Origin of the sequence: Flavobacterium tructae (assembly GCF_001853485.1) — a bacterium.
Taxonomy (GTDB): domain Bacteria; phylum Bacteroidota; class Bacteroidia; order Flavobacteriales; family Flavobacteriaceae; genus Flavobacterium; species Flavobacterium tructae.
On the sequence record NZ_MIKE01000011.1, the window covers coordinates 550,780 to 576,695 of the forward strand.

The 25,916-nt window shown below is 35.8% G+C and carries 19 protein-coding genes; 10 read left to right on the forward strand and 9 right to left on the reverse strand.

All coding sequences use genetic code 11. From position 1 onward, the window contains the following. The first annotated feature begins 6 nt into the window (after nucleotides 1-6). The 5 genes from nuoL to BHE19_RS04400 all read left to right on the forward strand — a co-directional run bounded on the left by nuoL (nucleotide 7) and on the right by BHE19_RS04400 (nucleotide 9,282). Nucleotides 7-1,890, forward strand: coding sequence for an NADH-quinone oxidoreductase subunit L (nuoL, locus tag BHE19_RS04380; RefSeq protein WP_070906115.1), 1,884 nt, complete (start codon nucleotides 7-9; stop codon nucleotides 1,888-1,890). A 10-nt stretch (nucleotides 1,891-1,900) separates the two neighbouring features. Continuing rightward, nucleotides 1,901-3,340, forward strand: coding sequence for a complex I subunit 4 family protein (locus BHE19_RS04385; protein WP_017494597.1), 1,440 nt, complete (start codon nucleotides 1,901-1,903; stop codon nucleotides 3,338-3,340). Between the two features lie 68 nt (nucleotides 3,341-3,408). Continuing rightward, nucleotides 3,409-4,800, forward strand: coding sequence for an NADH-quinone oxidoreductase subunit N (locus BHE19_RS04390; RefSeq protein ID WP_070906116.1), 1,392 nt, complete (start codon nucleotides 3,409-3,411; stop codon nucleotides 4,798-4,800). A gap of 167 nt (nucleotides 4,801-4,967) precedes the next feature. Then, on the forward strand, nucleotides 4,968-5,741 hold the full coding sequence (locus BHE19_RS04395; RefSeq protein WP_070906117.1) for a Bax inhibitor-1/YccA family protein: 774 nt from the start codon (nucleotides 4,968-4,970) through the stop codon (nucleotides 5,739-5,741). Between the two features lie 691 nt (nucleotides 5,742-6,432). After that, entirely contained in the window at nucleotides 6,433-9,282 is a 2,850-nt protein-coding gene (locus BHE19_RS04400; protein WP_070906118.1) for a pectate lyase family protein, read from the forward strand. 85 nt (nucleotides 9,283-9,367) lie between these two features. Here BHE19_RS04400 and BHE19_RS04405 read toward each other — a convergent pair whose 3' ends face one another. Both BHE19_RS04405 and amaB read right to left on the reverse strand, forming a co-directional pair. Then, the gene (locus tag BHE19_RS04405) at nucleotides 9,368-10,111 is read right to left on the reverse strand and encodes a hypothetical protein (protein ID WP_070906119.1); all 744 of its coding nucleotides are present in this window, start codon (nucleotides 10,109-10,111) and stop codon (nucleotides 9,368-9,370) included. Nucleotides 10,112-10,221: 110 nt separating this feature from the next. Next, the gene (gene amaB, locus BHE19_RS04410; RefSeq protein WP_017494592.1) at nucleotides 10,222-11,775 is read right to left on the reverse strand and encodes an L-piperidine-6-carboxylate dehydrogenase; all 1,554 of its coding nucleotides are present in this window, start codon (nucleotides 11,773-11,775) and stop codon (nucleotides 10,222-10,224) included. Between the two features lie 181 nt (nucleotides 11,776-11,956). Here amaB and BHE19_RS04415 point away from each other — a divergent pair, with 181 nt between their 5' ends. Beyond that, a complete protein-coding gene (locus tag BHE19_RS04415) occupies nucleotides 11,957-12,916 on the forward strand; it encodes an MBL fold metallo-hydrolase (RefSeq protein WP_070906120.1) in 960 nt (319 codons plus the stop codon). Between the two features lie 340 nt (nucleotides 12,917-13,256). On the opposite strand, the gene BHE19_RS04425 is transcribed toward BHE19_RS04415, so the two are convergent. From BHE19_RS04425 to BHE19_RS04435, 3 genes are all read right to left on the reverse strand, one after another. After that, complete coding sequence (locus BHE19_RS04425) at nucleotides 13,257-13,568, reverse strand: hypothetical protein (protein WP_070906122.1); 312 nt, start codon at nucleotides 13,566-13,568, stop codon at nucleotides 13,257-13,259. A 126-nt stretch (nucleotides 13,569-13,694) separates the two neighbouring features. Then, entirely contained in the window at nucleotides 13,695-14,234 is a 540-nt protein-coding gene (locus BHE19_RS04430) for a 3-hydroxyanthranilate 3,4-dioxygenase (RefSeq protein ID WP_070906123.1), read from the reverse strand. Between the two features lie 134 nt (nucleotides 14,235-14,368). Further along, nucleotides 14,369-15,469, reverse strand: coding sequence for an endonuclease/exonuclease/phosphatase family protein (locus BHE19_RS04435; RefSeq protein WP_070906124.1), 1,101 nt, complete (start codon nucleotides 15,467-15,469; stop codon nucleotides 14,369-14,371). A gap of 228 nt (nucleotides 15,470-15,697) precedes the next feature. On the opposite strand from BHE19_RS04435, the gene BHE19_RS04440 reads away from it, so the two are divergent. The 3 genes from BHE19_RS04440 to BHE19_RS04450 all read left to right on the forward strand — a co-directional run bounded on the left by BHE19_RS04440 (nucleotide 15,698) and on the right by BHE19_RS04450 (nucleotide 17,898). After that, entirely contained in the window at nucleotides 15,698-16,597 is a 900-nt protein-coding gene (locus BHE19_RS04440; RefSeq protein ID WP_070906125.1) for a S66 peptidase family protein, read from the forward strand. A 166-nt stretch (nucleotides 16,598-16,763) separates the two neighbouring features. Next, a complete protein-coding gene (locus BHE19_RS04445; protein ID WP_070906126.1) occupies nucleotides 16,764-17,123 on the forward strand; it encodes a YraN family protein in 360 nt (119 codons plus the stop codon). A gap of 118 nt (nucleotides 17,124-17,241) precedes the next feature. Then, nucleotides 17,242-17,898 carry a hypothetical protein gene (locus BHE19_RS04450; RefSeq protein WP_008466087.1) on the forward strand — a complete coding sequence of 219 codons (657 nt, stop codon included), beginning with the start codon at nucleotides 17,242-17,244 and terminating at the stop codon, nucleotides 17,896-17,898. Nucleotides 17,899-17,966: 68 nt separating this feature from the next. On the opposite strand, the gene mfd is transcribed toward BHE19_RS04450, so the two are convergent. Together mfd and BHE19_RS04460 are read right to left on the reverse strand one after the other, a co-directional pair. Beyond that, nucleotides 17,967-21,332 (reverse strand): transcription-repair coupling factor, encoded by a 3,366-nt coding sequence (gene mfd / locus BHE19_RS04455; RefSeq protein WP_070906127.1) that lies wholly within the window; start codon nucleotides 21,330-21,332, stop codon nucleotides 17,967-17,969. Further along, entirely contained in the window at nucleotides 21,325-21,951 is a 627-nt protein-coding gene (locus tag BHE19_RS04460) for a hypothetical protein (protein WP_017494582.1), read from the reverse strand. Before BHE19_RS04460 ends, mfd begins: the two co-directional genes overlap by 8 nt. 310 nt (nucleotides 21,952-22,261) lie before the next feature. Between BHE19_RS04460 and BHE19_RS04465 the strand changes: the two genes are divergently transcribed. Continuing rightward, nucleotides 22,262-23,200, forward strand: coding sequence for an L-threonine 3-dehydrogenase (locus tag BHE19_RS04465; protein ID WP_017494581.1), 939 nt, complete (start codon nucleotides 22,262-22,264; stop codon nucleotides 23,198-23,200). Between the two features lie 195 nt (nucleotides 23,201-23,395). Here BHE19_RS04465 and BHE19_RS04470 read toward each other — a convergent pair whose 3' ends face one another. Together BHE19_RS04470 and BHE19_RS04475 are read right to left on the reverse strand one after the other, a co-directional pair. Next, nucleotides 23,396-23,743, reverse strand: coding sequence for a helix-turn-helix domain-containing protein (locus tag BHE19_RS04470; RefSeq protein ID WP_070906128.1), 348 nt, complete (start codon nucleotides 23,741-23,743; stop codon nucleotides 23,396-23,398). A gap of 234 nt (nucleotides 23,744-23,977) precedes the next feature. Next, nucleotides 23,978-25,858: a M1 family metallopeptidase gene (locus BHE19_RS04475; protein WP_070906129.1), complete on the reverse strand. Its 1,881-nt coding sequence runs from the start codon at nucleotides 25,856-25,858 to the stop codon at nucleotides 23,978-23,980. Nucleotides 25,859-25,916: the final 58 nt, after the last annotated feature.

Consider the following 25,916-nt stretch of genomic DNA (forward strand, 5'->3'; position numbering starts at 1 on the left):
ATAAAAATGGATACCAATTTAGCTTTACTTTTAGTTTTATCTCCTTTTTTAGGATTTTTAATCAATGTTTTCTTTGGCAAGAGCTTAGGAAAAACCGTTTCAGGAATCATCGGAACTGCTGCTGTAGTGGTTTCTTTTGCTGTTACACTTTTCTTTTTCAATCAGGTGAGCCAAACCAAACAAGCTCTTCAGGTTACTTTATTTGACTGGATTCAAATTAGTAATTTAAAGATCAATCTTGGATTTTTACTAGATCAGTTGTCTTTACTTTGGTTGCTTTTCGTAACCGGTATCGGATCATTGATTCACTTATACTCTATCAGCTACATGCACGATGATGAGAATATGCACAAGTTTTTTGCTTATTTAAATCTGTTCGTATTCTTCATGATTACTCTTGTAATGGGAAGTAACCTGTTAGTTTTATTCATCGGTTGGGAAGGTGTTGGACTTTGTTCGTACTTATTAATTGGATTCTGGCACAAAAACCAGGATTACAATGATGCTGCGAAAAAAGCTTTCATCATGAACAGAATTGGAGATTTAGGTTTATTAATCGGAATGTTCATACTAGGTTCAATGTTCTCTACTTTAGATTATGCTACTTTAAAAACGGCAATCGCGGGAGCATCGAACTTAAATATCCCATTGCTTTCATTAGCGGCTTTATGTTTGTTTATTGGAGCTTGTGGTAAATCAGCACAAATTCCATTATACACCTGGTTACCTGATGCGATGGCAGGACCAACTCCGGTATCTGCATTAATTCACGCTGCGACAATGGTAACCGCCGGTATCTTCATGATTACCCGTTTGAACTTTGTATTTGATTTAGCTCCGGATGTTCAATCTGTTATTGCTGTTATTGGAGCTGTAACTTCATTAGTTGCCGCAACAATCGGTTTGGTTCAGACCGACATCAAAAAAGTATTGGCCTACTCTACCGTTTCTCAATTAGGTTTAATGTTTTTAGCCTTAGGATTTGGTGCTTATGAAGTAGCTGTTTTTCACGTAATCACACACGCTTTCTTCAAAGCTTGTTTATTCTTAGGATCAGGATCAGTAATTCATGGTTTACATGGAGAACAAGATATGCGTAAAATGGGTGGTTTGCGTAAAGCGATGCCTATCACTTTCTGGACGATGTTAATTTCATCATTAGCCATTTCAGGAGTTCCATTTTTCTCCGGTTTCTTTTCTAAAGACGAAATTTTATTGACGGCTTTCCACCATAGCATCCCGCTTTATGTGGTAGGATCTGTTGCTTCGATCATGACAGCCTTTTATATGTTCAGATTGATGTTCCTTACTTTCTTTAAAGATTTCAGAGGAACCGAAGAGCAAAAACACCACTTACACGAAAGTGACGGATTGATTACTTTTCCATTAGTGATTTTAGCTATTCTGGCTACTTTTGGAGGATTGATCAGTTTACCTGGAAACAGCTGGTTAAATGGTTACCTAGCCCCTCTTTTCACTAAAGTAGCAGGCGAAGAACATCATTTAGGCACAACAGAATACACTTTAATGGGTGTTGCTGTTTTGGGTGGATTGTTAGGTATTTTAATTGCTTATGTGAAATACTTCAAACAAGATAATGTTCCGGAAGCGGATGAAAACATTAGCGGTTTGACCAAAGTATTGTACAACAAATATTATGTAGACGAAGCTTACGATGCTATTTTCGTTCGCTCTATCAACGGATTATCAAGATTTTTCAGAGACTATATCGAAACGGGTCTGTCTGCCCTGGTTTTTGGATTAGGAAAAGTAGCCAACGAATTGGCTTTTCAAGGTAAAAAATTACAAAACGGAAGTATCGGATTATATCTTTTTGCATTTGTTTTAGGGCTTTGTGCCATTGTTTCCTATATATTTTTAGCTAAATAATTTTACAACTATGAACGTTTCTCTTATATTAATTATTCTTCTAATTGGTGCATTTGCCACTTATTTTGTTGGTGACAAACTAGCATCAAAAGTAGCTTTGTTCTTTAGTTTGGCGGCTTTAGGTTGTTCAATTGTTTTATTAAATCATTTTTCAGCTGGTGAGAATATCAGCCTGATCAATACCTGGATTACTCAGCCTAAAATTTCATTTGCTCTTAACGCAGATGGTTTAGGTATGGCGATGCTTTTGCTGACAGTAGCTTTAACGCCAATTATTATATTCTCTTCTTTTGGTAACGAATACAAAAATGCCAAAGGTTTTTATGCTCTAATTTTATTTATGGCTTTTGCTATGACAGGAACGTTCCTGGCAGCAGACGGTCTTTTATACTATATTTTCTGGGAGTTAGCGCTTATTCCAATTTACTTTATTGCCCTTATCTGGGGTAATGGTGATGCCGAAGAACGCAGAAAAGCAGTAGTTAAATTCTTTATCTACACACTTGCAGGTTCCTTATTCATGTTAGTTGCTTTTATCTACTTGTATCAAAAAGCCGGAAGCTTCTTAATCGAAGATTTGTACAAATTAAATTTATCAGCTTGCGAGCAATTATGGATATTCTTAGCATTCTTCCTAGCTTATGCTATTAAAATTCCTATTATTCCTTTCCATACCTGGCAGGCAAATGTATACCAAAAAGCACCAACTGTTGGAACGATGCTTTTATCCGGTATCATGTTAAAAATGGGATTGTACAGTGTTATTCGTTGGCAATTACCCCTTGCACCATTGGCTGCAAAAGAATACATGAACATCTTTATCGCTCTTGGAATTGCTGGTGTGATCTACGGATCAATTGTAGCTTTAAGACAAAAAGATCTGAAGAAATTGTTAGCTTACTCGTCTTTGGCGCACGTTGGTTTAATTGCTGCGGGAACTTACACCCTAACTATTGATGGTTTACGCGGAGCTGTATTGCAAATGATTGCTCACGGTTTTGTGGTAGTAGGTTTATTTTATGCTGCCGAAATTATCTTCAGAAGATACGAAACCAGAGAAATTTCACAATTAGGCGGTATTCGTACACAATCTCCAAAATTCACTTCAATGTTTTTAATTTTGGTATTGGCTTCTGTTGCTTTACCAAGTACTTTTAACTTTGTTGGAGAATTTACTGTTTTGTATAGTCTTTCTCAAATTAATATCTGGTTTGCTGTTTTAGGTGGAACTACTATTATTTTAGGAGCTTATTATATGCTTAAAATGTTTCAAAATGTAATGTTGGGAGAAACCAATTCGAAAACTTTTGCTGACGTTTCTGTTAATGAAGGAATTTCATTAGTAGCGATTATTGCAGTGTTGATTTTCTTCGGATTCTATCCAAAACCAATTACAGATTTGATTACACCAAGTTTAGAAACGATTCTGAACGTTATCAATAAAAATTAAAAAATATTTTAAATAAAAATAAATTAGGGCGTCATTAGTTTTAGATTTCCTAAATCAAAAAAACAAAAATGAATACATTAATAGCTATAACAGGATTGGGTATTTTTTGCCTATTGTTTGAAATTCTTAATTTAAGAAAGGCCATCGTTCCTATTACCATCATTGGTTTACTAGGTGTTTTGGCGCTTAACTTTTACGAATTCGGATCAACAGCAAGTTACTATAACAATATGATTACAGTGAGTAAGTTCTCTGTCACATTTTCATCGTTGTTTATTGTGTTGACCATTTTCCTGGTAGCATTAAGTCATAATTTTTACGAAAATCATCCAACCAAAATCTCCGATTTCGTTGCGATCAAAGTATTTTTATTAGCCGGGGGAGTGGCTATGGTTTCTTTCGGAAACTTAGCAATGTTCTTCTTAGGAATTGAAATTCTGTCTATTGCCCTTTACGTTTTGGCTGCGAGCGATCGTTTGAATCTAAAAAGTAATGAGGCGGGTATGAAATATTTCTTAATGGGATCTTTTGCATCAGGAATCATTTTGTTCGGAATTTGTTTGATCTACGGAGCAATGGGAACTTTTGATGTAGCTGAAATCCACGAAGTCTCTTTATCTGCCGAATTGCCAATCTGGTTCCCAATTGGAATGATTTTGATGATTATTGGTATGTTGTTCAAAGTAGCAGCGGTTCCTTTTCATTTCTGGGCTCCGGATGTTTACGAAGGTTCTCCTGCATTAACTACTGCTTTAATGAGTACCTTGGCAAAAGTTGTAGCGATCGCTACTCTTTATAAATTGGTTTCTGCATTGAATTTCATTCCATCACTAGACAATCAGGATCTTTTAGGAACTTTTGAAACTATTGTTGTAATCGTTTCAATCGCTTCTATGACTGTTGGAAATATAATGGCATTACGTCAGGTAAATGTAAAACGTATGCTGGCATTCTCAGGAATCTCGCATGCCGGTTTTATGTTAATGACTTTATTAACGATAGCAACCTCAGCAGGTGTTTTATTGTACTACACAGCTGCTTATGCATTGGCCGGAATCGCAGCATTCAGTGTTGTTTTATACGTATGTAAAAATCAGGATAACGAAGATATCACAAACTTTCACGGTTTAGGAAAAACAAATCCTCTATTGGCAGCAATCCTTACAGGTTCGTTGTTGTCTATGGCGGGTATTCCTATTTTCTCTGGTTTCTTTGCTAAATTATTCTTGTTCAACCAAACCATTCAGGCAGGATATATTGCTCTGGTAATTGTAGCGGTTATCAATTCAATTATTAGTGTTGGATACTATTTCAAACTAATCTTAGCGATGTACTCTAAAGAACCGAATCAGGAGCGTACCGGAAAACCTTTCCTTATTTATGCCGTTGCTGTTATTTCAATTGCCTTGAACATTGCTTTAGGTTTATTCCCTTCTTTAGTTTTAGATCTTTTAAAATAAGAATTTCAATATCAAAATACGAGCCGTCAATACTTAATTGACGGCTTTTTTATTTAGAAGAATAATGCTTCAAAACAAATGCTCCGAATTGTTAAAAATTCTATAGGAATCAAGGCACATCAAAAAATATCGATTATATTTGATAAGTTTTTAAAACCAATTACATTATGAACTTTAATTCAAAAAATCCATTTTTAAGCAACAAGCGTTTTTCCTCTAATGCTGTTTCAAAAGCTGAAGAAGTACATCAGGCACAAATTATCGACTACAATCAGGAAATGACTTTGTCCGGTACAATCAACAAAACGGCCATCTTGTTTTTAATTCTATGCGGATCTGCTATGGTAACGTGGTGGATGGCATTTAATGGTATGAATGTGATGCTGCCTGCTATTGGTGGTGCCATCGTTGGACTAATTTTAGTTATAATTTCAGCCTTCAAACCTCAGGCTTCTCCTTATTTAGCTCCTGGTTATGCTTTATTTGAGGGACTATTTATTGGGGGAATTTCAGCCATCTTTGAAGCCAAATATCCCGGAATTGTAATTAACGCCGTTGGAGCAACTCTGGTTACTTTTTTAGTATGCCTTGGTTTATATAAATTCAGAATTGTAAAGGTAACAGAGCAATTTAAGTCGGTAGTTGTTGCGGCAACACTAGCAATTGCTACCTATTATTTAATTTCATGGTTAGTTTCTTTATTCACAAGCTGGACTCCGGTTCACTATGGAAATTCAATGATGAGTATCGGAATTAGTGTTTTTGTAATTATTATTGCTGCGTTAAACTTATTCTTAGACTTTGATCAGATCGAAAAAGGAGTACAGCAAAGAATGCCAAAATTCATGGAATGGTATGGTGCAATGGGACTAATTATCACACTAGTTTGGTTGTACATTGAATTCTTACGACTATTATCAAAATTATCAAGCAAAGATTAATTCTTTCTTTTTCTCATAACCAAAGCCTTTTGAAATATTCAAAAGGCTTTTTTTTGCTCTTACCCCTTCAGGATAATGCCAACTCCAAGTTAAACTATACTGCTGTTTTTAAGCTTTCAGCCTGCTTTAAAACTTCATCTAATCAATACTGCGGAAGTTGACAGACACTCTTTCTCTAGTACTTCCTTTTTTCATCTCAAAAACGATTAATACGGATTGTATATTCAATATAGTCCAATTGCATTGTGCTATTTTCATATTACATTGGAATAAAATAGAAGTAAAATCGATGTAATTTTCAAACTCAAAAGGTATCAACAGATATAGAAAAGACGACTTTTAAATCACAAAACACGACTTTTTTATCGCTATAACATAAATTACTCAAAATGTTATAAATCTAATATTTTGGTTTTATTGCATTTGTTTTCTTCTCTCCATTATGCTCTCAAATGCAATAAAAATGCTACTTCACAAAACCTATCGTGTTTATGTAATAAATTACAATTAATGCAATTTATTACATTATCTATATTCAAAAGCGTAATTTTTTATCGTTTTTGCTTTTTTATAACAAATATTTTACACATATCGAAAAATAATATATTTTTGTGTAATCGATTACAAATTTGTTTATTGAATCAATACCCAAAAAATCACAAGAAACTTTATTAACCAAAAAACCACAATTATGAAAAAAAACCTACTTATTCTCCTGCTTTTACTGCTTACAGTTCCCTTATGGGCACAACAAGTCCAAATTACCGAATCCTCGGGTTGGCTTGAATCGGCATTTGTTAAATGGCAACCTGTAAGCAATGCACAAACCTATAATGTGTATTACTCCGGTAATGGAGTCACCGATAAAAAAATTGACGACCAATTGATCAGAAGTTACGGAAGTTATTTTCGTGCAGACATTCCGGGTCTAAAAGCAGGATCTTATGCCGTTAAGATCAAACCAGTCATTTCGGGTGCCGAAGGTACTGGTTCAACAACAGGTTCGTTAACCGTTGCTGCCCAAGATCGTAATGGATTTGCTTTTGAGGGCGGACGCGTTCCGGGAGGATACAAAGCTGACGGAACTCCGAAAGACAATGCAGTTATTTTATACATCACGCAAAATACCAAAAACACTATTTCGATGAATATCACCGGAGCCAGTGCAAACCCTTGCGTTGGTTTACAAAACATATTGTATGCCATCAAAAAAGGAAAAGATACACGTCCGTTTATCATTCGTTTAATTGGAAATATTACGGACATGTCTGTGATGGAAGGCGGAGATGTTGTTATTGAAAATGCCAACAATGCAGCCAGTTATCTTACGATCGAAGGGATAGGAAATGATGCTGTTGCCAATGGCTGGGGCGTACGTTTGAAATCGGCATCGAACATAGAGGTTAGTAATCTTGGTTTTATGAACTGTAACAGCACCGCGGGTGACAATGTTGGCATGCAGCAAGACAATGATCACGTTTGGGTACACAACTGCGATTTATTTTATGGAAATGCAGGAAGCGATGCTGATCAAATAAAGGGAGACGGAGCTTTAGACAATAAAACATCAACTTACATCACCCTGTCTTACAATCACTTTTGGGACAACGGAAAAGCAAGTCTTTTAGGTTTGAGCGAAGGCACTACAAGCGGTTTGTACATCACCTATCACCACAATTGGTTTGATCACTCTGATTCGCGTCATCCTCGTGTGCGCTATTATTCCGCACATATTTACAACAATTATTTTGATGGTGTTGCCAAATACGGTTCGGGTTCTACCTTGGGTTCTTCCTTATTTGTGGAGGGAAACTACTTCCGAAACAGTAAACATCCCATGTTAACTTCTTTGCAGGGAACTGATATCTGGGACGAAACCAATCAGGTAAACAATGCCGGAACTATGGGAACCTTTTCAGGTGAAGCCGGAGGATCAATTAAAGCTTTCAACAATACTTTTGACGCTTCAAACGGAACTAATAGCATGCGTTTTGTAGCCTACAATGATCCTAATCCGTTATACAATATTTCAGGAAAAATTAGCTCCACAACCGACTTCGATGCTTATGTTGCCACAACAAGGGGAGAAACAGTAAGCAGCGCTGTTAAATCTAAATCCGGAGCCAATACTTATAATAATTTTGATACCGATGCTACGCTTTACGTAAAAAATTTAACCATCGAACAACCGGCGACTGCTAAAACAAAAGTAACTCAATACGCCGGACGTGTTTCGGGAGGTGATTTAAAATGGACATTTGACAATAGTATCGATGATACTTCTTCAACAGTAATCACGGCACTTAAATCGACACTTACCAATTACACAGGGACTTTGGTTGCTGTACAAGGGGAAGGCAATCCGCCTACAAGTTCTCAAACCCTAACTTCAACTTCCAATAACAATCAAACTGTAACCAGCGGTACTGCTATTGGAACAATTGTTTTCACCTGGGGAGGCGACGCAACAGATGCAACGGTTACAGGTTTGCCGACATCAGGAATTAGTTTTGTAAAAAATGCCACCGCCAAAACAATCACCATTACCGGAACTCCAACGGCTAATATTTCCTACTCTATCGCAACTACCGGAACAGGAACTCCGGCAACGGGTACAGGAACTATTACGGTAACCACAGCCGGCACGCAAACACTGACATCCACAAACAATAACAGTCAAACGGTTGCCAGCGGAAACGCAATTGCAACGATTGTTTTCACCTGGGGAGGAAATGCGACAGATGCTACAGTTACCGGTTTGCCAGCTTCAGGAATTAGTTTTGTAAAAAATACCAGCGCCAAAACAATCACCATTACCGGAACTCCGACGGCTACTGTTTCATACTCTATCGCAACTACCGGAACAGGAACTCCGGCAACGGGTTCAGGAACTATTACCGTTACTACCGGAACACCTGCCGGAGATGAGATTCATAACTTTACAACATCCGGAAAAACAAGTTCATTTTACACCATTACCGGAAATATGAATTCAACTAACGGATCAATAACCTATGCGGGATTAACTCTTACAGCACGTCTCAAAATAGAATCAAGTACTACCATTACCTATACTACTGCGAGTCCTTCTACTCTGACATTGGTTTTCGACTCTAACTTTACCGGAACGATCAAAGTAAACAATGTCTCGTACACTGCATCGGCCGGAATTGTGACGGCTTCAATTCCTACGGGTTCCAATACCATTACAAAAGGTTCTGTTGCCAATTTATTCTACATCAGCACGGATTACAATAGCGGAAGTACATTAAGAACGGCACAAACATCATCAGAAATCACATCAGAATCAAAAACTTCAAAAGTGATTTTATATCCAAATCCGGTTGCTGATGTTTTATACTTCTCCGAATCAGTGCAAAGTATCGAAAAAGTTCAGGTGTACAATATGTCAGGAACTTTAGTAAAAAGTGTTGGCAAAAATGTAGAAAGCATTGATGTAAGTAATTTAATTTCGGGTACCTACTTGGTAAAAGTTTATACTAATGAAGGCTCGTTCAATCAAACTGTTCTAAAAAAATAAAGCGCTCAATAGTTTAAAATTCAAAAAGGCTTCCAAATTTGGAAGCCTTTTATATTTTCAAAATCTTAAATAATATACTTTTAATTTACCAATTGGCCTGCGGAAGAGTCTCTACAATTGTATCCGGATTATCTCTTGCAAATAACATTTGTCGTTTCAATTTAAATTCTCCTATTTGATGTTCACTTGGCATACTATCATGCAATGTATTCGTAACTTCATGATCATATTTGCCTGAAATAAGATCATATTCACTCGTAAGCCACGAACCTGCACCTGAATGAAAAGTACCAATACTAATAAGAACTAATTTATCATCTATATACTTATATACAGCTTCTCTATTACCAGCTGGTCCCATTCCCTCAAGCAAAATATGCAATTTCTTTTCAGAATCTATAGAAATATCTCCAAGTCTAAAATAATCTGGATATTCCGGACCTACTGCTTCCCATGAAAGGTCTTGTAATTTATATCCTCCGCTTTCTTGCTGCAAAAGCACCAAAGTTGGACGTGAGTCTGCGCTATCATTAGTATTCTGCAAAACAATTACAACATCTTTTAGGTTGTCATCATTTAAAAATCCTTCCGCTTGCATTTTTATTTCGCAAGGTTCTAAAACAAAATCCTGGATACTTTTTCCTCTTTTTGGAAACTGAAGTTCTTTTAAAGTTACTATAGATTCATCACTTTCATACCCGTCCTCTTCTCCTTCAAAAGTGTTTTGATTCAACGTATCTTTAATCGCTACTGCCGTTTTTTCATCTGATTTTTTACTACAACTTATCATAAAAGCTGTCAAAAACAATAAAAGTATTTTTCGATCCATTTAATACCAATTTTCAATCAAAAATAAACAAAGCTCTATAAATTGGACCTAAAAAAACCGCTTATTTGGAACAAATGAAATAAGCGGTTTCTAATTGAATTTATTAAATATTACAAATCAAATTTAATTCCTTGTGCCAAAGGCAGACTCGTTGTATAATTGATTGTATTGGTCTGACGACGCATGTAAATTTTCCAGGCATCAGATCCTGACTCACGACCGCCTCCGGTTTCTTTTTCTCCACCAAAAGCACCTCCAATTTCAGCACCGGAAGTTCCGATATTTACATTCGCAATTCCGCAATCAGAACCCACTACTGATAAAAATCTTTCTGCTTCACGCAAATTATTTGTCATAATTGCTGATGATAATCCCTGAGCAACTCCATTTTGAAAATCGATAGCGTTATCCACTTCTCCCGAATATTTAATCAAATATAACACCGGAGCAAATGTTTCGTGCTGTACAATTTCAAATGAATTTTGAGCCTCCGCAATTGCAGGTTTTACATAACAGCCGCTTTCGTAACCTTCACCTGAAAGCACTCCGCCTTCCACGAGGATTTTTCCTCCTTCGGCAACCACTTTGTTTAAAGCTTTAGCATACTGCTCCACCGCATGTGTATCAATAAGTGGCCCCACATGATTGTTTTCATCCAATGGGTTTCCAATTCTTAGTTGTTTATAAGCCGCAACCAAAGCATCTTTTACTTTATCATAAATACTTTCGTGAATAATTAGTCGGCGTGTTGAAGTACAACGCTGTCCTGCTGTACCCACAGCTCCGAAAACAGCACCAATAACGGTCATTTTAATATCGGCATCCGGAGTTACAATAATAGCATTGTTTCCTCCTAACTCTAACAATGATTTCCCTAAACGTCCGGCAACTGCCTGTGCTACAATTTTCCCCATTCGGGTTGAACCTGTAGCCGAAACTAACGGGATTCTGGTATCGGCTGTCATTAATTCTCCTATTTTATAATCGCCGTTAATCAAACAAGAAATCCCTTCCGGTAAATTATTCTCTTTGATCACCTGAGCGATAATGTTCTGACAGGCAATTCCGCAAAGAGGTGTTTTTTCAGAAGGTTTCCAAACACAAACATCTCCGGAAATCCATGCCAAAGCTGTATTCCACGACCAAACCGCTACCGGAAAGTTAAACGCCGAAATGATTCCCACAACTCCTAACGAATGGTATTGTTCGTACATACGGTGTCCCGGTCTTTCTGAATGCATCGTTAATCCGTGAAGCTGACGCGATAAACCCACTGCAAAATCACAAATGTCAATCATTTCTTGTACTTCACCGTAACCTTCTTGCAATGATTTACCCATTTCGTAGGAAACCAACTTACCAAGCGCTTCTTTATTGTCACGAAGCTTTTGTCCAAACTGACGCACAATTTCTCCACGTTGTGGTGCAGGAATTAAACGAAAACTTTTAAAAGCTTCTGTAGCTGCCTGCATAACTTTTTCATAATCCTCAGGCGTCGACATTTTTACTGATGCTATTAATTTTCCATCAACCGGTGAAAAGCTGTTTAAAATTTCTCCTGAAGAAAAATTCTCCAGCCCCGTTGATGTTCCTTCGTTTATTGATTTGATGCCCAATTTTTCCAGAGCCTCATTCATTCCAAACTGTGATGCTATTGTTGTCATTGTAACTTTTTTTGTTAAAATTGTTATATTTTTATGTAAAGATATTATTTCGGACCGAAAATAGACCAAACTAATTTGTTAAAATCAGGTAAATTTAGCTTTAATTAAAATGAATTACAGCTTTCTATCATGATTTATTCGTCTTAATTGATGAAATTTGTGGCACTAAAATTACTCTAATATGTCTATTCTTAACCGGTTTTTAATCTGTTTCCTTTTAATTTCAGTTCAGGCCTTTTCTCAAAAAGAACAAAAATCTTCCTTTCAGGTGGTTCCATTAGGCATAAAAGGAGGAATAGATGAGAAGAATCTTTCTGCTTATTTAGTTGCCCCTACTCACACCAATGATTTTATCTGTTTAGATGCCGGAACTGTGAATGCCGGAATTGAAAAAGCAATTGAAAACAAGGTTTTTAAAGTTTCAACCAGTGAAGTTTTACGAAAATACATTAAAGGTTATTTTATATCGCATGCACATTTAGATCATGTTTCAGGTTTAATAATCAACTCTCCCGCAGATTCTTCCAAGACGGTTTATGCCACTGAAAAATGTATGGAAATGATGGAAAACCATTATTTCAACGATCAGACCTGGGCCAATTTTGGAGATAAAGGCCCCGGAACTCCATTAAAAAAATACCATTTTCAGACTTTAAATATCGGAGAAGAAATTCCAGTTACCAATACAACGATGACGGCAAAAGCATTTCCGTTGAGTCATGTGAATCCGTTTGAAAGCACTGCTTTCCTGATTAAAAATGCTGAATCGTATGTACTTTATCTGGGGGATACCGGACCGGATGCAGTAGAGAAAAGCGATAAATTAAAGTCGCTCTGGACTGCAGTTGCACCTTTGGTTAAAAGCAAACAATTAAAAGGTATTTTTATTGAGGTTTCCTTCCCAAATGAACAACCGGATCAATTTTTATTCGGACATCTTACTCCAAATTATCTCATGAAAGAGCTTCATGTTTTAGAAGAATTAGCAGGAAAAGGTACTTTGAATGGTTTCCCTATTATTGTTACACATCTAAAGCCACCTGTTAAGAATATTGCAAAACTAAAAGAGCAGCTGCAAAAACAAAATGACTTAAAGATTAAAATTATTTATCCTGAACAAGGAAAAAGATTTGAATTGTAAATTATTTTGTAGGTATTTTTTTATAAATTTACTGAACTAATTTTTTAATAATGAAAATTGTTTGGTCAACAAAAGCTAAATATACTTTTTATACAACACGTAATTATTTAATTCAATATAGAAATACTGAAATCGCACAAAAATTTGTGAATGAAGTTTTACGAAGTACTAATTTAATTTCGAAAAATCCCCATTTAGGAAAGTTTAGGTATGATTTAGAATGTAATGAAATATTTATTACAAAAGATATATCACTCTATTATGTAATTAACGAGGACTTCATTCATTTAATTCGGTTTTATGATAACCGTCAAAGACCGGCAACAATTTTAGACCTTTTTTAAATTATTCCATTACTCTTTAATTCAAGTAACATGTCTTCATGTGTCATAAAATTACCCTCTTCAAACTCTCGTTTGGCTTGTTCAATATCAGCCTTGAGCTCTAATCTGAAATTTTCTTCGGGAGAAAGTATTTTTGCTATAGACAATACTTCATCCGGAGTGAAAGTCTGAGATTTTAGTTTTCGATAGAAAGTCGGACTTGGAATACCAACTTTCTCGATAATATAATTTTTTTTATATGGAGATGTATCAATTAAATTTTCAATACTATTTACAATATTCATGTATGTAATTATTTCTTGTATCATTTTTGATATGTTTTTTACATCGTTTATAATACAAATATACACCAAATATGAATGTAAATTATTTATTTGCCATAAAAACAAAACCCGACAGGTTTTGAAAACCTGTCGGGTTGAATAAGTATACTTTTATTTCTTCGCCACAAATCTGGGATCCGATTCCATTACAGTTCCACAGTTATCGCAGGTTCTCAACTCTAACGAATTATAAAAATATTCGAAATGCGGCAGAAAGTCTTTTTCAATATTATGCAATTCAAAAAGCACTTCATACAATTTATGATTGCAATGATCACAGTGCCAAAGCAATCCGTCAGTATACCCTAATCCTGCACGTTTGCGTTCGATTACCAATCCTATTGAGCCTTCGGAACGAACAGGTGAATGAGGAACTTTAGCAGGATGAAGATACATATCACCTGCATGTAAATCCATTTCCTTTCGTTTTCCATCTTCCTGAATAATCACTTTTATGCTGCCTTCCAGCTGATAAAAAAGCTCTTCGGTTTCGTTATAATGATAATCTTTTCGAGCATTCGGACCTGCAACAATCATCACGATATAATCACCGGAATCAACATAAAGATTTTTATTCCCAACGGGAGGTTTTAGTAAATGACGGTTCTCATCGATCCACTTTGTTAGATTGAAAGGTTTTGCTATTGCCATTTTTAAAGGTAGTAAGTTTCTAAGTAGCTAAGTTAAGGAAAAGTTTTCAGTCTCAGTGCCCGTTTTTAGTCACAGTCTCAGTTTACAGTGATCAACTAAGACTGGGATCAAAAACTGAGACTGTAAACTAAAACTTACTTCACTTCTTTGATTAAATATATATAAACCGGAAAATGATCACTAAATCCAACTTCTGTCAAACTATGCCGTAACGGATACCCTTTATACGATCCTGAACTCTGAACCAGAAAAGTTTTATTGAAAATTCCCGCTTTCCAAAAATTAAAAGTCAAAAAATCAGATTGTATAAGTGACTTTGTAATGATGATCTGATCAAAAATATCCCAGGAATCTCTAAATGCAATTGTACCTAAACCTTTATCGAGCATTGCCGCAAAGGGATTAAAAAGCCCGAATTCCTCCACTTCTGATTTTTTTGTCTTTGCACCCAAAACAGTTTTTACACTTTTATTAAAGGGCCCATCATTCAAATCGCCCATTGTAATCACTTTAGCATGGGGGTTTATTTGCTGTAGCGAATCAATAATTCTTCTGTTTAAACTTCCGGCAGCTTCCCGAAAAATACTGCTTGCTTTCTCCCCTCCCGATCTGGACGGCCAATGATTGACGATAATATGAATTTCCTCTCCTTCTAAAAATCCTGAAATTAAAAGCTGATCTCTGGTAAAAACCCGATTCTTATTATCGGTTTTAATTTCGATATCATCTTCCGGTTGCTGAATCTCCTCTTCTTTATCTGCGCTTTTTTTTAGATAAATACGCAGCGGAATATTGGAATATGACGTGGGTCTAAAGTATTTTCTCTGATATAAAAGTGCAACATCTATTCCTCGTTTATCCGGCGAATCAAAATGAACGATTCCATAGTCAAAAGGGAGTAAATTTGGTTGTTTCACCAGATCTTCGAGAACCGTGCGATTTTCAATCTCGGCACCACCAATGAGTACCGGAGCATTTGAGTTATCCGGCCTTCCAATTTCAGACAAAACTTTGGACAGGTTTTTTAATTTCTGTTCGTATTTTTCCATCGTCCAATGCTGAGTCCCATTAGGTGTCCATTCGTCATCGTTGGTATTGACATCATCATTAATATCGAAGAGATTCTCAAAGTTATAAAATGCGATAGTATGGATAGCATATTTTTTTGGCTGTGCCTGCAGAATTGTAAAAGATAAAAAAACGATACTACTGAATTGAAAAGAAATTACTCTCATAAACTTAACTCTTTAAAAGGTTCAATTTAAACAATTAAACCGTATTGTAAGAATTTTCTAATAATTTTGTTTTTAAAAATATTTATATTTGTTTTATCTTTACGAATGAATTAGCAGAAAAACATGAAAGCGAGCACCCGTCAATACCACAGAAACTACTTTTCTATTTATAAACTCGTATTTCTTATTTTTGCTTTACAATCCATCCACTGTCAATCACAACAAAACATGATAACACCACCTTATTTACAAAAAGGAGATACTGTAGCCATTTTAGCAACAGCAAGAAAAAATATAGACGATAATCTGAAACCTACTATAGATTTATTACACAGCTGGGGACTTGAGGCTGTAGTTGGAAGTACTATTGGTTTGGATTTTAATCAACTGGCCGGTACCGATGAACAACGTGCTGCCGATTTTCAAAAACAGTTAGACAATCCAAATATCAAAGCAATATGGTGTGTTCGCGGTGGCTATGGAACGGTAAGGATGATCGATTTACTTGATTTTAGCAAATTCAAACAACACCCAAAATGGATTGTTGGTTTCAGTGACGTTACTGTTCTGCACAATCATTTGAATACGATGGGCTATCAGTCCATTCACGGGATCATGCCTGTAACGGTTCCAAGAGCTACTCCCGCTGCGGTCAGTTCAATGAAATCTGCCTTGTTTGGTGAACCTATTTCCTATAGTATTGCTCCGGATAAAATGAACCGCTTTGGAAAAGCAACCGGGGAGTTAGTGGGGGGAAATCTATCTATTTTATACAGTTTATTAGGTTCTCCTTCGGCAATTGACTGTAAGGATAAAATTTTGTTCCTTGAAGATCTGGACGAATATCTGTATCATATCGATCGTATGATGATGAATTTAAGACGCAATGGATGTATCGAAAACCTAAAAGGAATTGTTGTTGGAGGTATGACCAAAATGAAGGATAACGAAGTTCCATGGGGGAAAAATGCGGTAGAAATTGTAGATGATGTGACCAAAAAGTACAATATTCCCGTAATTTTTAATTTCCCAGCCGGACACATTCAGGACAACAGGGCCTTAATTATGGGAAGTACTGTTACTATTGATGTAAATGCATCCGGAAGTTCTCTTACCTTTAAAAAATAATAGCTTCTGAGATTTTTCTCTAAAGAATTTTAAATACCACATTTCGTAATCTCGCAAAAACGCGAAGTCGTAAAGTTATATTCCTTTCTTTGCAACTTCGCGTCTTTGCATGCAAATTGCTCATTACTGCATAAAAAAATCACAACTCGCAATTCATAATTAAAAGATGGCAGAACACAACGAACTTGGAAAAAAAGGTGAAGATCTCGCTGTGGAATATCTCGAGCGAAATGGCTATAAAATTCTCGATCGAAACTGGACTTTTCAAAAGGCCGAAATTGATATTATCGCAGAAAAAGAATCTATTTTGGCCATCATTGAAGTCAAAACAAGATCAAGTTTAAGCTTTGGTTTACCACAGGATTTTGTGAAACCTAAAAAGATTCAACTGCTGGTAAAAGCCGTAAATGCCTATATAAACGATAGGAAAATGGATATTGAAGTCCGTTTTGACATCATTGCGATACACAAAAACAAGGAATCATTTGCAATTGAACACATTACAGACGCTTTTTTCCATTTTTAACATAATTTTACCTTGTTATATTTGTAACAAATTGTTCTTTTATTTATATTCGCGAAGTTTTATAACACAAAATTAACTACAACAAACCAATTAAGTTACAAAAAAAAAGAAAAAAACTATGAAAACCGTTTCTTCAATCGTCGAAAATTACATTAAAACAAAACCCTTTTTATTAAATGCGTTATCGCTTGGAATCATCAACCTTACTTCTCTTTCGCGGAACATTATGACCGAATTAGAAAGTGAATTTGGTAAGGAAGTAAAACAAGGCGCTGTTGTAATGTCATTAAAACGACTCACAGAAGAACTGGATTTTAAACTGAATCATAAAATCAATAAAGTAATCAAGAATATTGGCGAAATCACCGTTCGATCTGAATTGACGGACTATACTTTTGCCGCTTCCGAAACTGTTCTGAACAAACAGGCTGATTTAATTTCTGACATTAATGCTTTATCTGATATCTTTTACACCTCATCACGTGGGGTAAACGAAACTAATATTGTAGTAAGCAGCAGCGTAAATCACTTGGTTGAAAAACACTTTATGCGCGAGAAACTTATTCAGAAATTAGACAACCTGGCCTCCATAACTGTAAAATTGCCAAAAGAAAACATCGTGGTTCCCGGAATTTACTATTTCATTTTCCAACGTTTGGCATGGGAAGGAATTATCATCAATGAGGTAATTTCGACTTCAAACGAATTTACCATTTTAGTTGGAGAAGATCAGGTTGACGTTGCTTTTAAAGTGATTAAGGACCTAAAAAACTAAATCTAAAAATAAAACCCGACAGGTTTTTGAAACTTGTCGGGTTTAAAATATTATACCTTTTAAAATTGTTATTCTCCCAACATCTCCATTAATTCCAACGCTCGTTTGGTCGATTTTACATTGTCAAAAGTCAATAAAAGACGTAAACCGTTAGGCGTTTGTTTTTCTTTCATTTGGCAAAGATTACTGTGAGTCTGTACAAATTTGATCACCTTATGAAAACGCTTTGATTGGTAATAATCAGATTGTTGATCTGAGACGAAATAACCAATCATTTTACCTTTCTTCATCACTAACTTCTCAATACCTACACTTGTTGCAATCCATTTGATGCGAATACTATTCATCAAAGCATTGGCACGCGGCGGCATCGGACCAAAACGGTCAATTAATTTATTTTGAAATACCACAAGTTCCTGTTCGTTTTTCACACCACCCAACTCGTTGTATAAACTCAAACGTTCGGTGACATTGTTGATGTATTCATCAGAAAACAATAGCTCAAAATCAGTATCGATTTGCAGATCTTTTACATATTCCTTGGTTTCGATATCGTTCTCTTCCGGATATAATTCCTTGAATTCATTCTCCTTCAATTCTTCGATGGCCTCATTCATGATTTTTTGGTAAGTATCAAATCCAATTTCATTAATGAAACCACTTTGTTCTCCACCCAGTAAATCTCCTGCACCACGAATTTCAAGATCTTTCATCGCAATGTTAAAACCGCTACCTAATTCGCTAAATTGCTCCAAAGCCTGAATACGTTTTCTGGCATCTTCGGTCATGGAAGAATAAGGCGGACAGATGAAATAACAAAATGCTTTTTTATTGCTTCGACCTACTCTTCCTCGCATTTGATGCAAATCAGACAGTCCAAAATTATTGGCATTGTTGATGAAAATCGTGTTGGCATTTGGCACGTCCAGACCACTTTCGATAATTGTTGTGGCTACCAGAACATCGAAATCGCCGTTCATAAAGCCCAGCATCAATTCTTCGAGTTTCGCACCCTCCATTTGTCCGTGACCGATTCCGACTCTGGCATTTGGGACCAAACGCTGAATCATACCGGCAACTTCTTTTATATTTTCGATTCGGTTATTGATGAAGAAAACCTGCCCGTTACGCTGAATTTCATACGAAATGGCATCACGGATTATTTCTTCATTAAACCCAACAACATTGGTTTCTATAGGATATCGGTTTGGCGGAGGAGTCGTAATAACAGACAAATCCCTCGCTGCCATTAATGAAAACTGAAGCGTTCTCGGGATTGGCGTTGCCGTTAATGTTAAGGTATCGACATTCGCAGCAATGGTCTTAAGTTTATCTTTTACGTTTACTCCAAACTTTTGTTCCTCGTCGACAATCAATAAACCAAGGTCTTTAAAAACTACATTTTTGTTGACTAATTGGTGTGTTCCAATCACAATATCCAGTTTCCCTTCTGCTAAATCTTTTAAAGTTTGCGCTTTCTGTTTGGCGGTTCTAAAGCGATTCATATAACCAATGGTAACCGGCATGTCTTTCAAACGTTCTGAAAACGTACGGTAATGCTGGTAAGCCAAAATGGTGGTCGGAACCAAAACAGCTACCTGTTTACTATTGTCTACTGCCTTAAACGCTGCACGAATCGCTACCTCTGTTTTTCCAAAACCTACATCACCACAAACTAAACGATCCATCGGACGATCGCTTTCCATATCCGCTTTGACTTCCTGAGTCGATTTAGTTTGGTCAGGCGTGTCTTCGTATATAAATGAACTTTCTAATTCATTCTGCAAATAACTGTCCGGTGCAAACTGAAAACCTTTTTCCAGACGTCGTTTTGCATACAACTGAATTAAATTGAAGGCAATATGTTTAACCCGCGCTTTGGTTTTTTGTTTTAAAACTTTCCAGGCGTTTGATCCCAGTTTATAGATTTTTGGAGGAGTTCCGTCCTTTCCGTTGTATTTGGAGATTTTATGAAGCGAGTGAATACTCACATACACAATATCATTATCGGCATAAACCAATTTTATAGCTTCCTGCGTTTTACCTTCAACCTGAATTTTCTGCAGGCCGCCAAATTTTCCAATTCCGTGATCGATATGCGTTACATAATCACCAACCGAAAGCGCGGTTAATTCCTTAAGCGTAATATTCTGCTTTTTCGAATAACCGTTTTTGATATTAAATTTATGATAACGCTCAAAAATCTGGTGATCGGTATAAGCTGTAATCTGACTTTCTTCATCAATAAATCCTTGATACAAAGGCAATACAACGGTATGATATTGTTTTCGAATGTTCTCGGAATTAGCTTCGTCTAAAGTTTCGAAAATATCATGAAAACGCTTGGCCTGAGTTTCATTCGAACAGAACAGATAATTTTTATATCCGTTAAAGTGATTGTCGCTCAGGTTATTCAGCAGCAAATCAAATTGTTTATTGAAGGATGGCTGCGGATGAATATGAAAATCGAATGTTTTGGTGGTTTTAAAAACAGGTTTTGAAGCCAATTCGACTATTGAAAAATCTAAAGCGCGTTTGATAAATGAGCTCTGATTTAAGAATAGTTTCTCAGGTTCAGCCCTTTTTATTTCTTTTGAAAGTTTCTCGAAAGCTTCTTCGGCTCTTACGAATTGTTTGTCTAACTGAGTGAAAAGCCCTTCTGTATTTTGAATAAACAAGACGGTTCTCTCGGCAATATAGTCTAAGAAACTCTCTCTGTTTTCCTGAAAAAGTTTGTTCTCGACATTCGGGATTATCGTGATCTTTTTATGGGTTTCTACTGATAATTGTGTTTCTACATCAAAACTTCTGATACTGTCTACTTCGTTACCAAAAAACTCTATTCGGTACGGATGATCGTTGGAAAACGAGAATACATCAACAATTCCGCCTCGAACAGAAAACTCTCCCGGTTCAGTGATAAAATCGACTCTTTTAAATTCATATTCAAACAACACTTCGTTGATAAAATCTATCGAAATTTTATCGTTCAAAGCGACTTTCAAAGTGTTTTTATCAAGTTCCCTGCGTGTCACTACTTTTTCGAAAAGTGCTTCGGGATAAGTAACAATTACGGCAGGTTTTTTACGGGAATTGATTCGGTTTAAAACCTCAGCACGAAGCAAAACATTAGCATTGTCTGTTTCATCAATTTGATACGGACGGCGAAATGACGCGGGATAAAACAACACATCTTGTTCTCCGATCATTTGTTCGAGATCGTTCAAATAATAAGCTGCTTCTTCTTTATTATCTAAAATAACTAAAAAAGGTAATTCTGATTTTTTGAAAACAGCACGCAAAACAAATGAAACTGCCGATCCTAACAATCCGTTAAGATGCATTTTTATTTGTTTCTGTTCCAGTAATTGTGTGGCAATCTGCTGATTTTTTGGCAGATTATCATACAGGGTATATAAGGCGTTTTTACTCAACTTTTGGTGTGTTTGGATCTATATTTTTCCCCGGAATCGGAGCTGTGGTCTCGTTTGGAATGGCACGAGCGGTATCTAACATTCTTAAGAAATCTTCCTCACCTTCTTCTTTCGGAATTTTACTTTTTACAATAACAACATCCATCTGTCTTTCTAATGAAACCAATTCTTTGTTGATTTCACCAATTAAAAATGTCACTTTCTCTGAAGGAATTTGATTCAGATGAATGAATAAATCCATCATTCTGACTTTTGTAATCAAAATAGAAATTCGGCTTCTGATCTGTGGAATATTGAATTCTGCAGGAATATTATTGTTTAAAGCCATTACTTTTTTTGAAATCGCAGTTGATTTCTTTTGAAAGGCTCCAATTGTTTTTCTGGGTTTATCTCTGAGTTCATTCAAAAAGTCACGCCACTCACTCCACGAATTCACTTTTTGCTCCGAGATTTCGTTGATTGGCTCATCGATAAAAGACCAACTTTTATTGATTTTATTAAAAATGACTTCGTTTTTTTTGGCTTCCTTTTCGTTTTCAGCGCGACGTTTTTCATCTTCATTCTGACATGAATTCAATACAAAAACAAAAAGCAAAAAAAGAGATATCTTATATTTCATTTGGTAAAACATTAAGCTACAAAGTTACAAAGTAATTTTACAATTACGAATTCTGATTTTCGGTACAAATTACATTATTTAGCTGCCATTAGACCGAAACAAATTTAGGAATTCTACTTTGTAAGACTTATGGAAAAATCCTGAATTCCTGATCGAAAATACTTATAATTTACGACTTGAGTTCCACATTCAACAACGAATAATCTAAAAAAGAATCTTTATCATTGTTAAATTTACAATTTGTTCTCCTTAAAAGCGAAAACATTTGCGAAAACGTTATATTTGTCTTTCAAAAAAACTATTCAAAAAAATGAATCCAAAAATATTAATCATTGGTGCCTGCGGTCAAATTGGGACGGAACTGACTCAAAAACTGCGCAAACTATACGGAACAGACAATGTAATTGCTTCTGATATTAGAAAATTAAATACTGACGTTGTAAATTCCGGTCCGTTTGAAGTAGTCAATGCTTTAGATTTCAACCAAATCGAGCATCTTGTTGAAGTGCATCAAATTACTGATATATATCTGATGGCTGCACTTTTATCGGCTACAGCCGAGAAAAACCCTGCATTTGCCTGGGATCTGAATATGAATTCATTATTTCATGTTTTAAATTTAGCAAAAGCCAAAAAGATAAAAAAGATATTCTGGCCTTCCAGTATTGCAGTTTTCGGACCTACTACACCTAAGGAAAACACTCCTCAATATACCGTAATGGAGCCTTCTACGGTGTACGGAATTAGTAAACAAGCGGGAGAAAGATGGTGCGAATACTACCATAATATTTACGGAGTTGATGTTCGAAGCATCCGTTATCCGGGCTTAATCAGCTGGTCGACGCCTCCTGGTGGCGGAACTACAGATTACGCTGTTGATATTTTTTACAAGGCTATTGCCGATAAAAAATACGAGTGCTTTTTATCTTCGGAAACAAAAATGCCAATGATGTATATGGATGATGCAATTGATGCAACTATTAATATCATGAAAGCTCCGGCAGAAAAAATCAAAATACATTCATCCTACAATTTAGCTGCAATGAGTTTTACTCCTACTGAAATTGCCGCAGAAATTAAGAAACATATTCCTGAATTCGAAATAACTTACAACCCTGATTTCCGCCAAAAAATTGCGGACAGCTGGCCGGCTAGTATCGACGATTCTCAGGCAAGAGAAGACTGGGACTGGAAACATACTTTTGATCTTGAAACCATGACAAAAGACATGTTAGAGCATTTAGGATAAGATCTGCTTACAAAATATAAAAACGCACAAATTGTGCGTTTTTTTTATGCTTCTCATTTGCTCACCGATATTACTCATTAAACAGATGAATAAAGATTTTTCTATTCTTCTCCATCTGGTTACTTTTTGAGAAAATAATCTATTAATAAAAAAGTATCTTTTTAAAATTTATTTCTAAAATTAAACAATACTTTTTCATTCTCCTTCTTTCTCCGGGATCTCTGTTTGCCTTTCGATCAATAAAACGGTCTTTTCTATTCTTTTCAGAAGTTTAAATATGGTAATGAAAGATACCGGATCTGCAGTCAGATTATCTGAAATTAGAATCTTCCCCGCTTTTCTTTTGTCTTCAACGTCAACCAGCCTATCTACACTAATCTTATATAAAGCGGCTATTTTCTTTAAGTTTTTATACGTTGGATAAAAGATATCGCTTTCCCATTTTCCATAAATCGTTTGTGAAACTTTCAAAATAGTCGAAATCTCCTTTTGCGACATTCTTTTTTCTCCTCTTAATTTTTGCAGCTTTGTACCAAAAGTCATTTTATTATTTTTGAAGCGAATATACTACAAATATATCTTTTGTTGCTGGTTTAATTGTTTAAAATTAGAAGAAAATTCTTAGTTTCATCTTTTATGGATTTTATGGCTTAAAAACTATTGATCCCTCCTCTTCATCACGCGTCAAACCATAATAAAAACTCTAACTGTAAAAAAGCAAAAAAGCCAAAGCTAGCAGAAAACTAACTTTGGCTTTTTTTATATTTTAAGTGACTATTACTTCACCTCATAAACATTATTTGCTGCTTTTACATCGGCCATTAATCCGCTTGGATCAATCGTGATTTTCTTAATGGCAGTTTTGTTTTTGTCTATTGTAAAACTATAGTTAGATTGTGCCCATGCCCAGTCGTCTAAAACGGTTCTTTTTACATTCGGGTTTGGATTTGGCTTGATGAAGTTCATCATTCGTAACGGAATGTAGAAACTTTCAGAAGTACCATCTGTGTATTCCACTGTTAAATCAATCGGCATTGGCATTCTTCCGATTCTTTCTAAAGTGATATTGGTTTTTCCTGCGTTATCCGCTACTTCTTTGATACCATAATCAATTGTATTGGTAGTTCCTGTCCAATCGATTAAATACCAATCTAATTCTGCTCCTGAAACTCTCTCTGCTGATCTTTTAATATCATTTGGAGTAGGGTGTTTGAATTTGAAATCATTGTAATATCTTTTCAAAGTAGCATCTACATTGTCTTTTCCAATTACATACTCTAATTGCGACAAGAAAAGGCTTCCTTTTACATAAGAAGAAATACTGTAAGGTCTGTTTTCATCATAACGATCTCCATGAGTCGTTTGTGGCTGCTCTTTTCCGGAATTAACCAGGCTGTAATAAGCAGCATAATTTCCTTTAAACGGATTCACTTCTTTTTTATCACCTTTCAATTCATTCAAAGCACTGTCTTCAATGTAAGTAGTAAAACCTTCATCCATCCAAGGGTGTTTTGATTCGTTTGAAGCCAAAATATGCTGAAACCAGGAATGTCCTAATTCATGAGTTGCTGTTCCTAAAATTCCTTCAAGAGTTCCGTTTCCAAGCATCAGGGTACACATTGCATACTCCATTCCGCCATCTCCACCCTGAATAAAAGAGTATTGTTTGTACGGATATGCTCCCACTCTATGGTTGTAATAATCCATTACTTTCACCATTAAAGGTTCTAATTGTTTCCAATTTGCAGTTGTTTTTGGATTGTTTTTGTAGAAGAAGTGCAAATCAACATCATTTGGTCCTTTTACAATATCATGTGTGTATTCTTTATCTGCTGCCCAGGTAAAATCATGAACGTTTGGTGCAATAAAATGCCAGGTCAACGTTTTTGTTTTCTTTGGATAAGTAACGGTTATACCTGCATCTTCATAACCGTGACCTATTTGATTCTTATCTTGTAAATATCCTGAACCTCCGATAGTATACTCTTTATCGATTGTAATTTTCACATCAAAGTTCCCCCACACGCCATGAAATTCTCTGGCGATGTATGGATCTGCATGCCAGCCTTCGAAATCAAATTCGGCTAATTTTGGGTACCATTGTGACATTGACAATTCTACTCCTTCAGAATTATTACGTCCAGTACGACGAACCTGAACCGGAACTTGTCCGTCAAAATCTAAAGTAAAGGTTGTTTTAGAATTTGGTAAAATTGGTTTCGCCAAAGTCACTTCTAAAATAGTTCCGGAAACTCTCGTTTGTGCCGAAACTCCATCTTGTTTAAAATCTGAAATTTTTAAATATCCAATTTCATTTGGTTTTAAAGTTTCAATTCGGCTTTGTTTGGTTTCTTTACCATCTGCGCCTTTTACTTTATTTACCATTCTTCCATCAGGATCTTTTATAGAATGCAGACGAGCATCCATTTCACTTCCCGGCTGAAATGCATTTAAAAATAAATGGTAATACACTTTCTTTAAAGTATCAGGAGAGTTGTTTGTGTACACTAACTCTTGTTTTCCTTTGTACTGATAGTTTTTTACATCCATGGAGACTTCCATTTTGTAATCGACATGTTGTTGCCAATAAGGAGCGCTTTGTGCAAATGCTGAGTTTAAACTCAAACTCAAAAAAGATAGTAGTAAAATTTTTCGCATGGTTATTTCAATCAAAATGGAAGAGCGCGAACTCTTCCATTACATTAGTATTCTGTTT

Bases quoted from the DNA above. Each gene is read 5' to 3' on its own strand.
- nuoL (WP_070906115.1), top strand. From the start codon at position 7: ATGGATACCAATTTAGCTTTACTTTTAGTTTTATCTCCTTTTTTAGGA.
- BHE19_RS04385 (WP_017494597.1), top strand. From the start codon at position 1,901: ATGAACGTTTCTCTTATATTAATTATTCTTCTAATTGGTGCATTTGCC.
- BHE19_RS04390 (WP_070906116.1), top strand. From the start codon at position 3,409: ATGAATACATTAATAGCTATAACAGGATTGGGTATTTTTTGCCTATTG.
- BHE19_RS04395 (WP_070906117.1), top strand. From the start codon at position 4,968: ATGAACTTTAATTCAAAAAATCCATTTTTAAGCAACAAGCGTTTTTCC.
- BHE19_RS04400 (WP_070906118.1), top strand. From the start codon at position 6,433: ATGAAAAAAAACCTACTTATTCTCCTGCTTTTACTGCTTACAGTTCCC.
- BHE19_RS04405 (WP_070906119.1), bottom strand. From the start codon at position 10,111: ATGGATCGAAAAATACTTTTATTGTTTTTGACAGCTTTTATGATAAGT.
- amaB (WP_017494592.1), bottom strand. From the start codon at position 11,775: ATGACAACAATAGCATCACAGTTTGGAATGAATGAGGCTCTGGAAAAA.
- BHE19_RS04415 (WP_070906120.1), top strand. From the start codon at position 11,957: ATGTCTATTCTTAACCGGTTTTTAATCTGTTTCCTTTTAATTTCAGTT.
- BHE19_RS04425 (WP_070906122.1), bottom strand. From the start codon at position 13,568: ATGATACAAGAAATAATTACATACATGAATATTGTAAATAGTATTGAA.
- BHE19_RS04430 (WP_070906123.1), bottom strand. From the start codon at position 14,234: ATGGCAATAGCAAAACCTTTCAATCTAACAAAGTGGATCGATGAGAAC.
- BHE19_RS04435 (WP_070906124.1), bottom strand. From the start codon at position 15,469: ATGAGAGTAATTTCTTTTCAATTCAGTAGTATCGTTTTTTTATCTTTT.
- BHE19_RS04440 (WP_070906125.1), top strand. From the start codon at position 15,698: ATGATAACACCACCTTATTTACAAAAAGGAGATACTGTAGCCATTTTA.
- BHE19_RS04445 (WP_070906126.1), top strand. From the start codon at position 16,764: ATGGCAGAACACAACGAACTTGGAAAAAAAGGTGAAGATCTCGCTGTG.
- BHE19_RS04450 (WP_008466087.1), top strand. From the start codon at position 17,242: ATGAAAACCGTTTCTTCAATCGTCGAAAATTACATTAAAACAAAACCC.
- BHE19_RS04460 (WP_017494582.1), bottom strand. From the start codon at position 21,951: ATGAAATATAAGATATCTCTTTTTTTGCTTTTTGTTTTTGTATTGAAT.
- BHE19_RS04465 (WP_017494581.1), top strand. From the start codon at position 22,262: ATGAATCCAAAAATATTAATCATTGGTGCCTGCGGTCAAATTGGGACG.
- BHE19_RS04470 (WP_070906128.1), bottom strand. From the start codon at position 23,743: ATGACTTTTGGTACAAAGCTGCAAAAATTAAGAGGAGAAAAAAGAATG.
- BHE19_RS04475 (WP_070906129.1), bottom strand. From the start codon at position 25,858: ATGCGAAAAATTTTACTACTATCTTTTTTGAGTTTGAGTTTAAACTCA.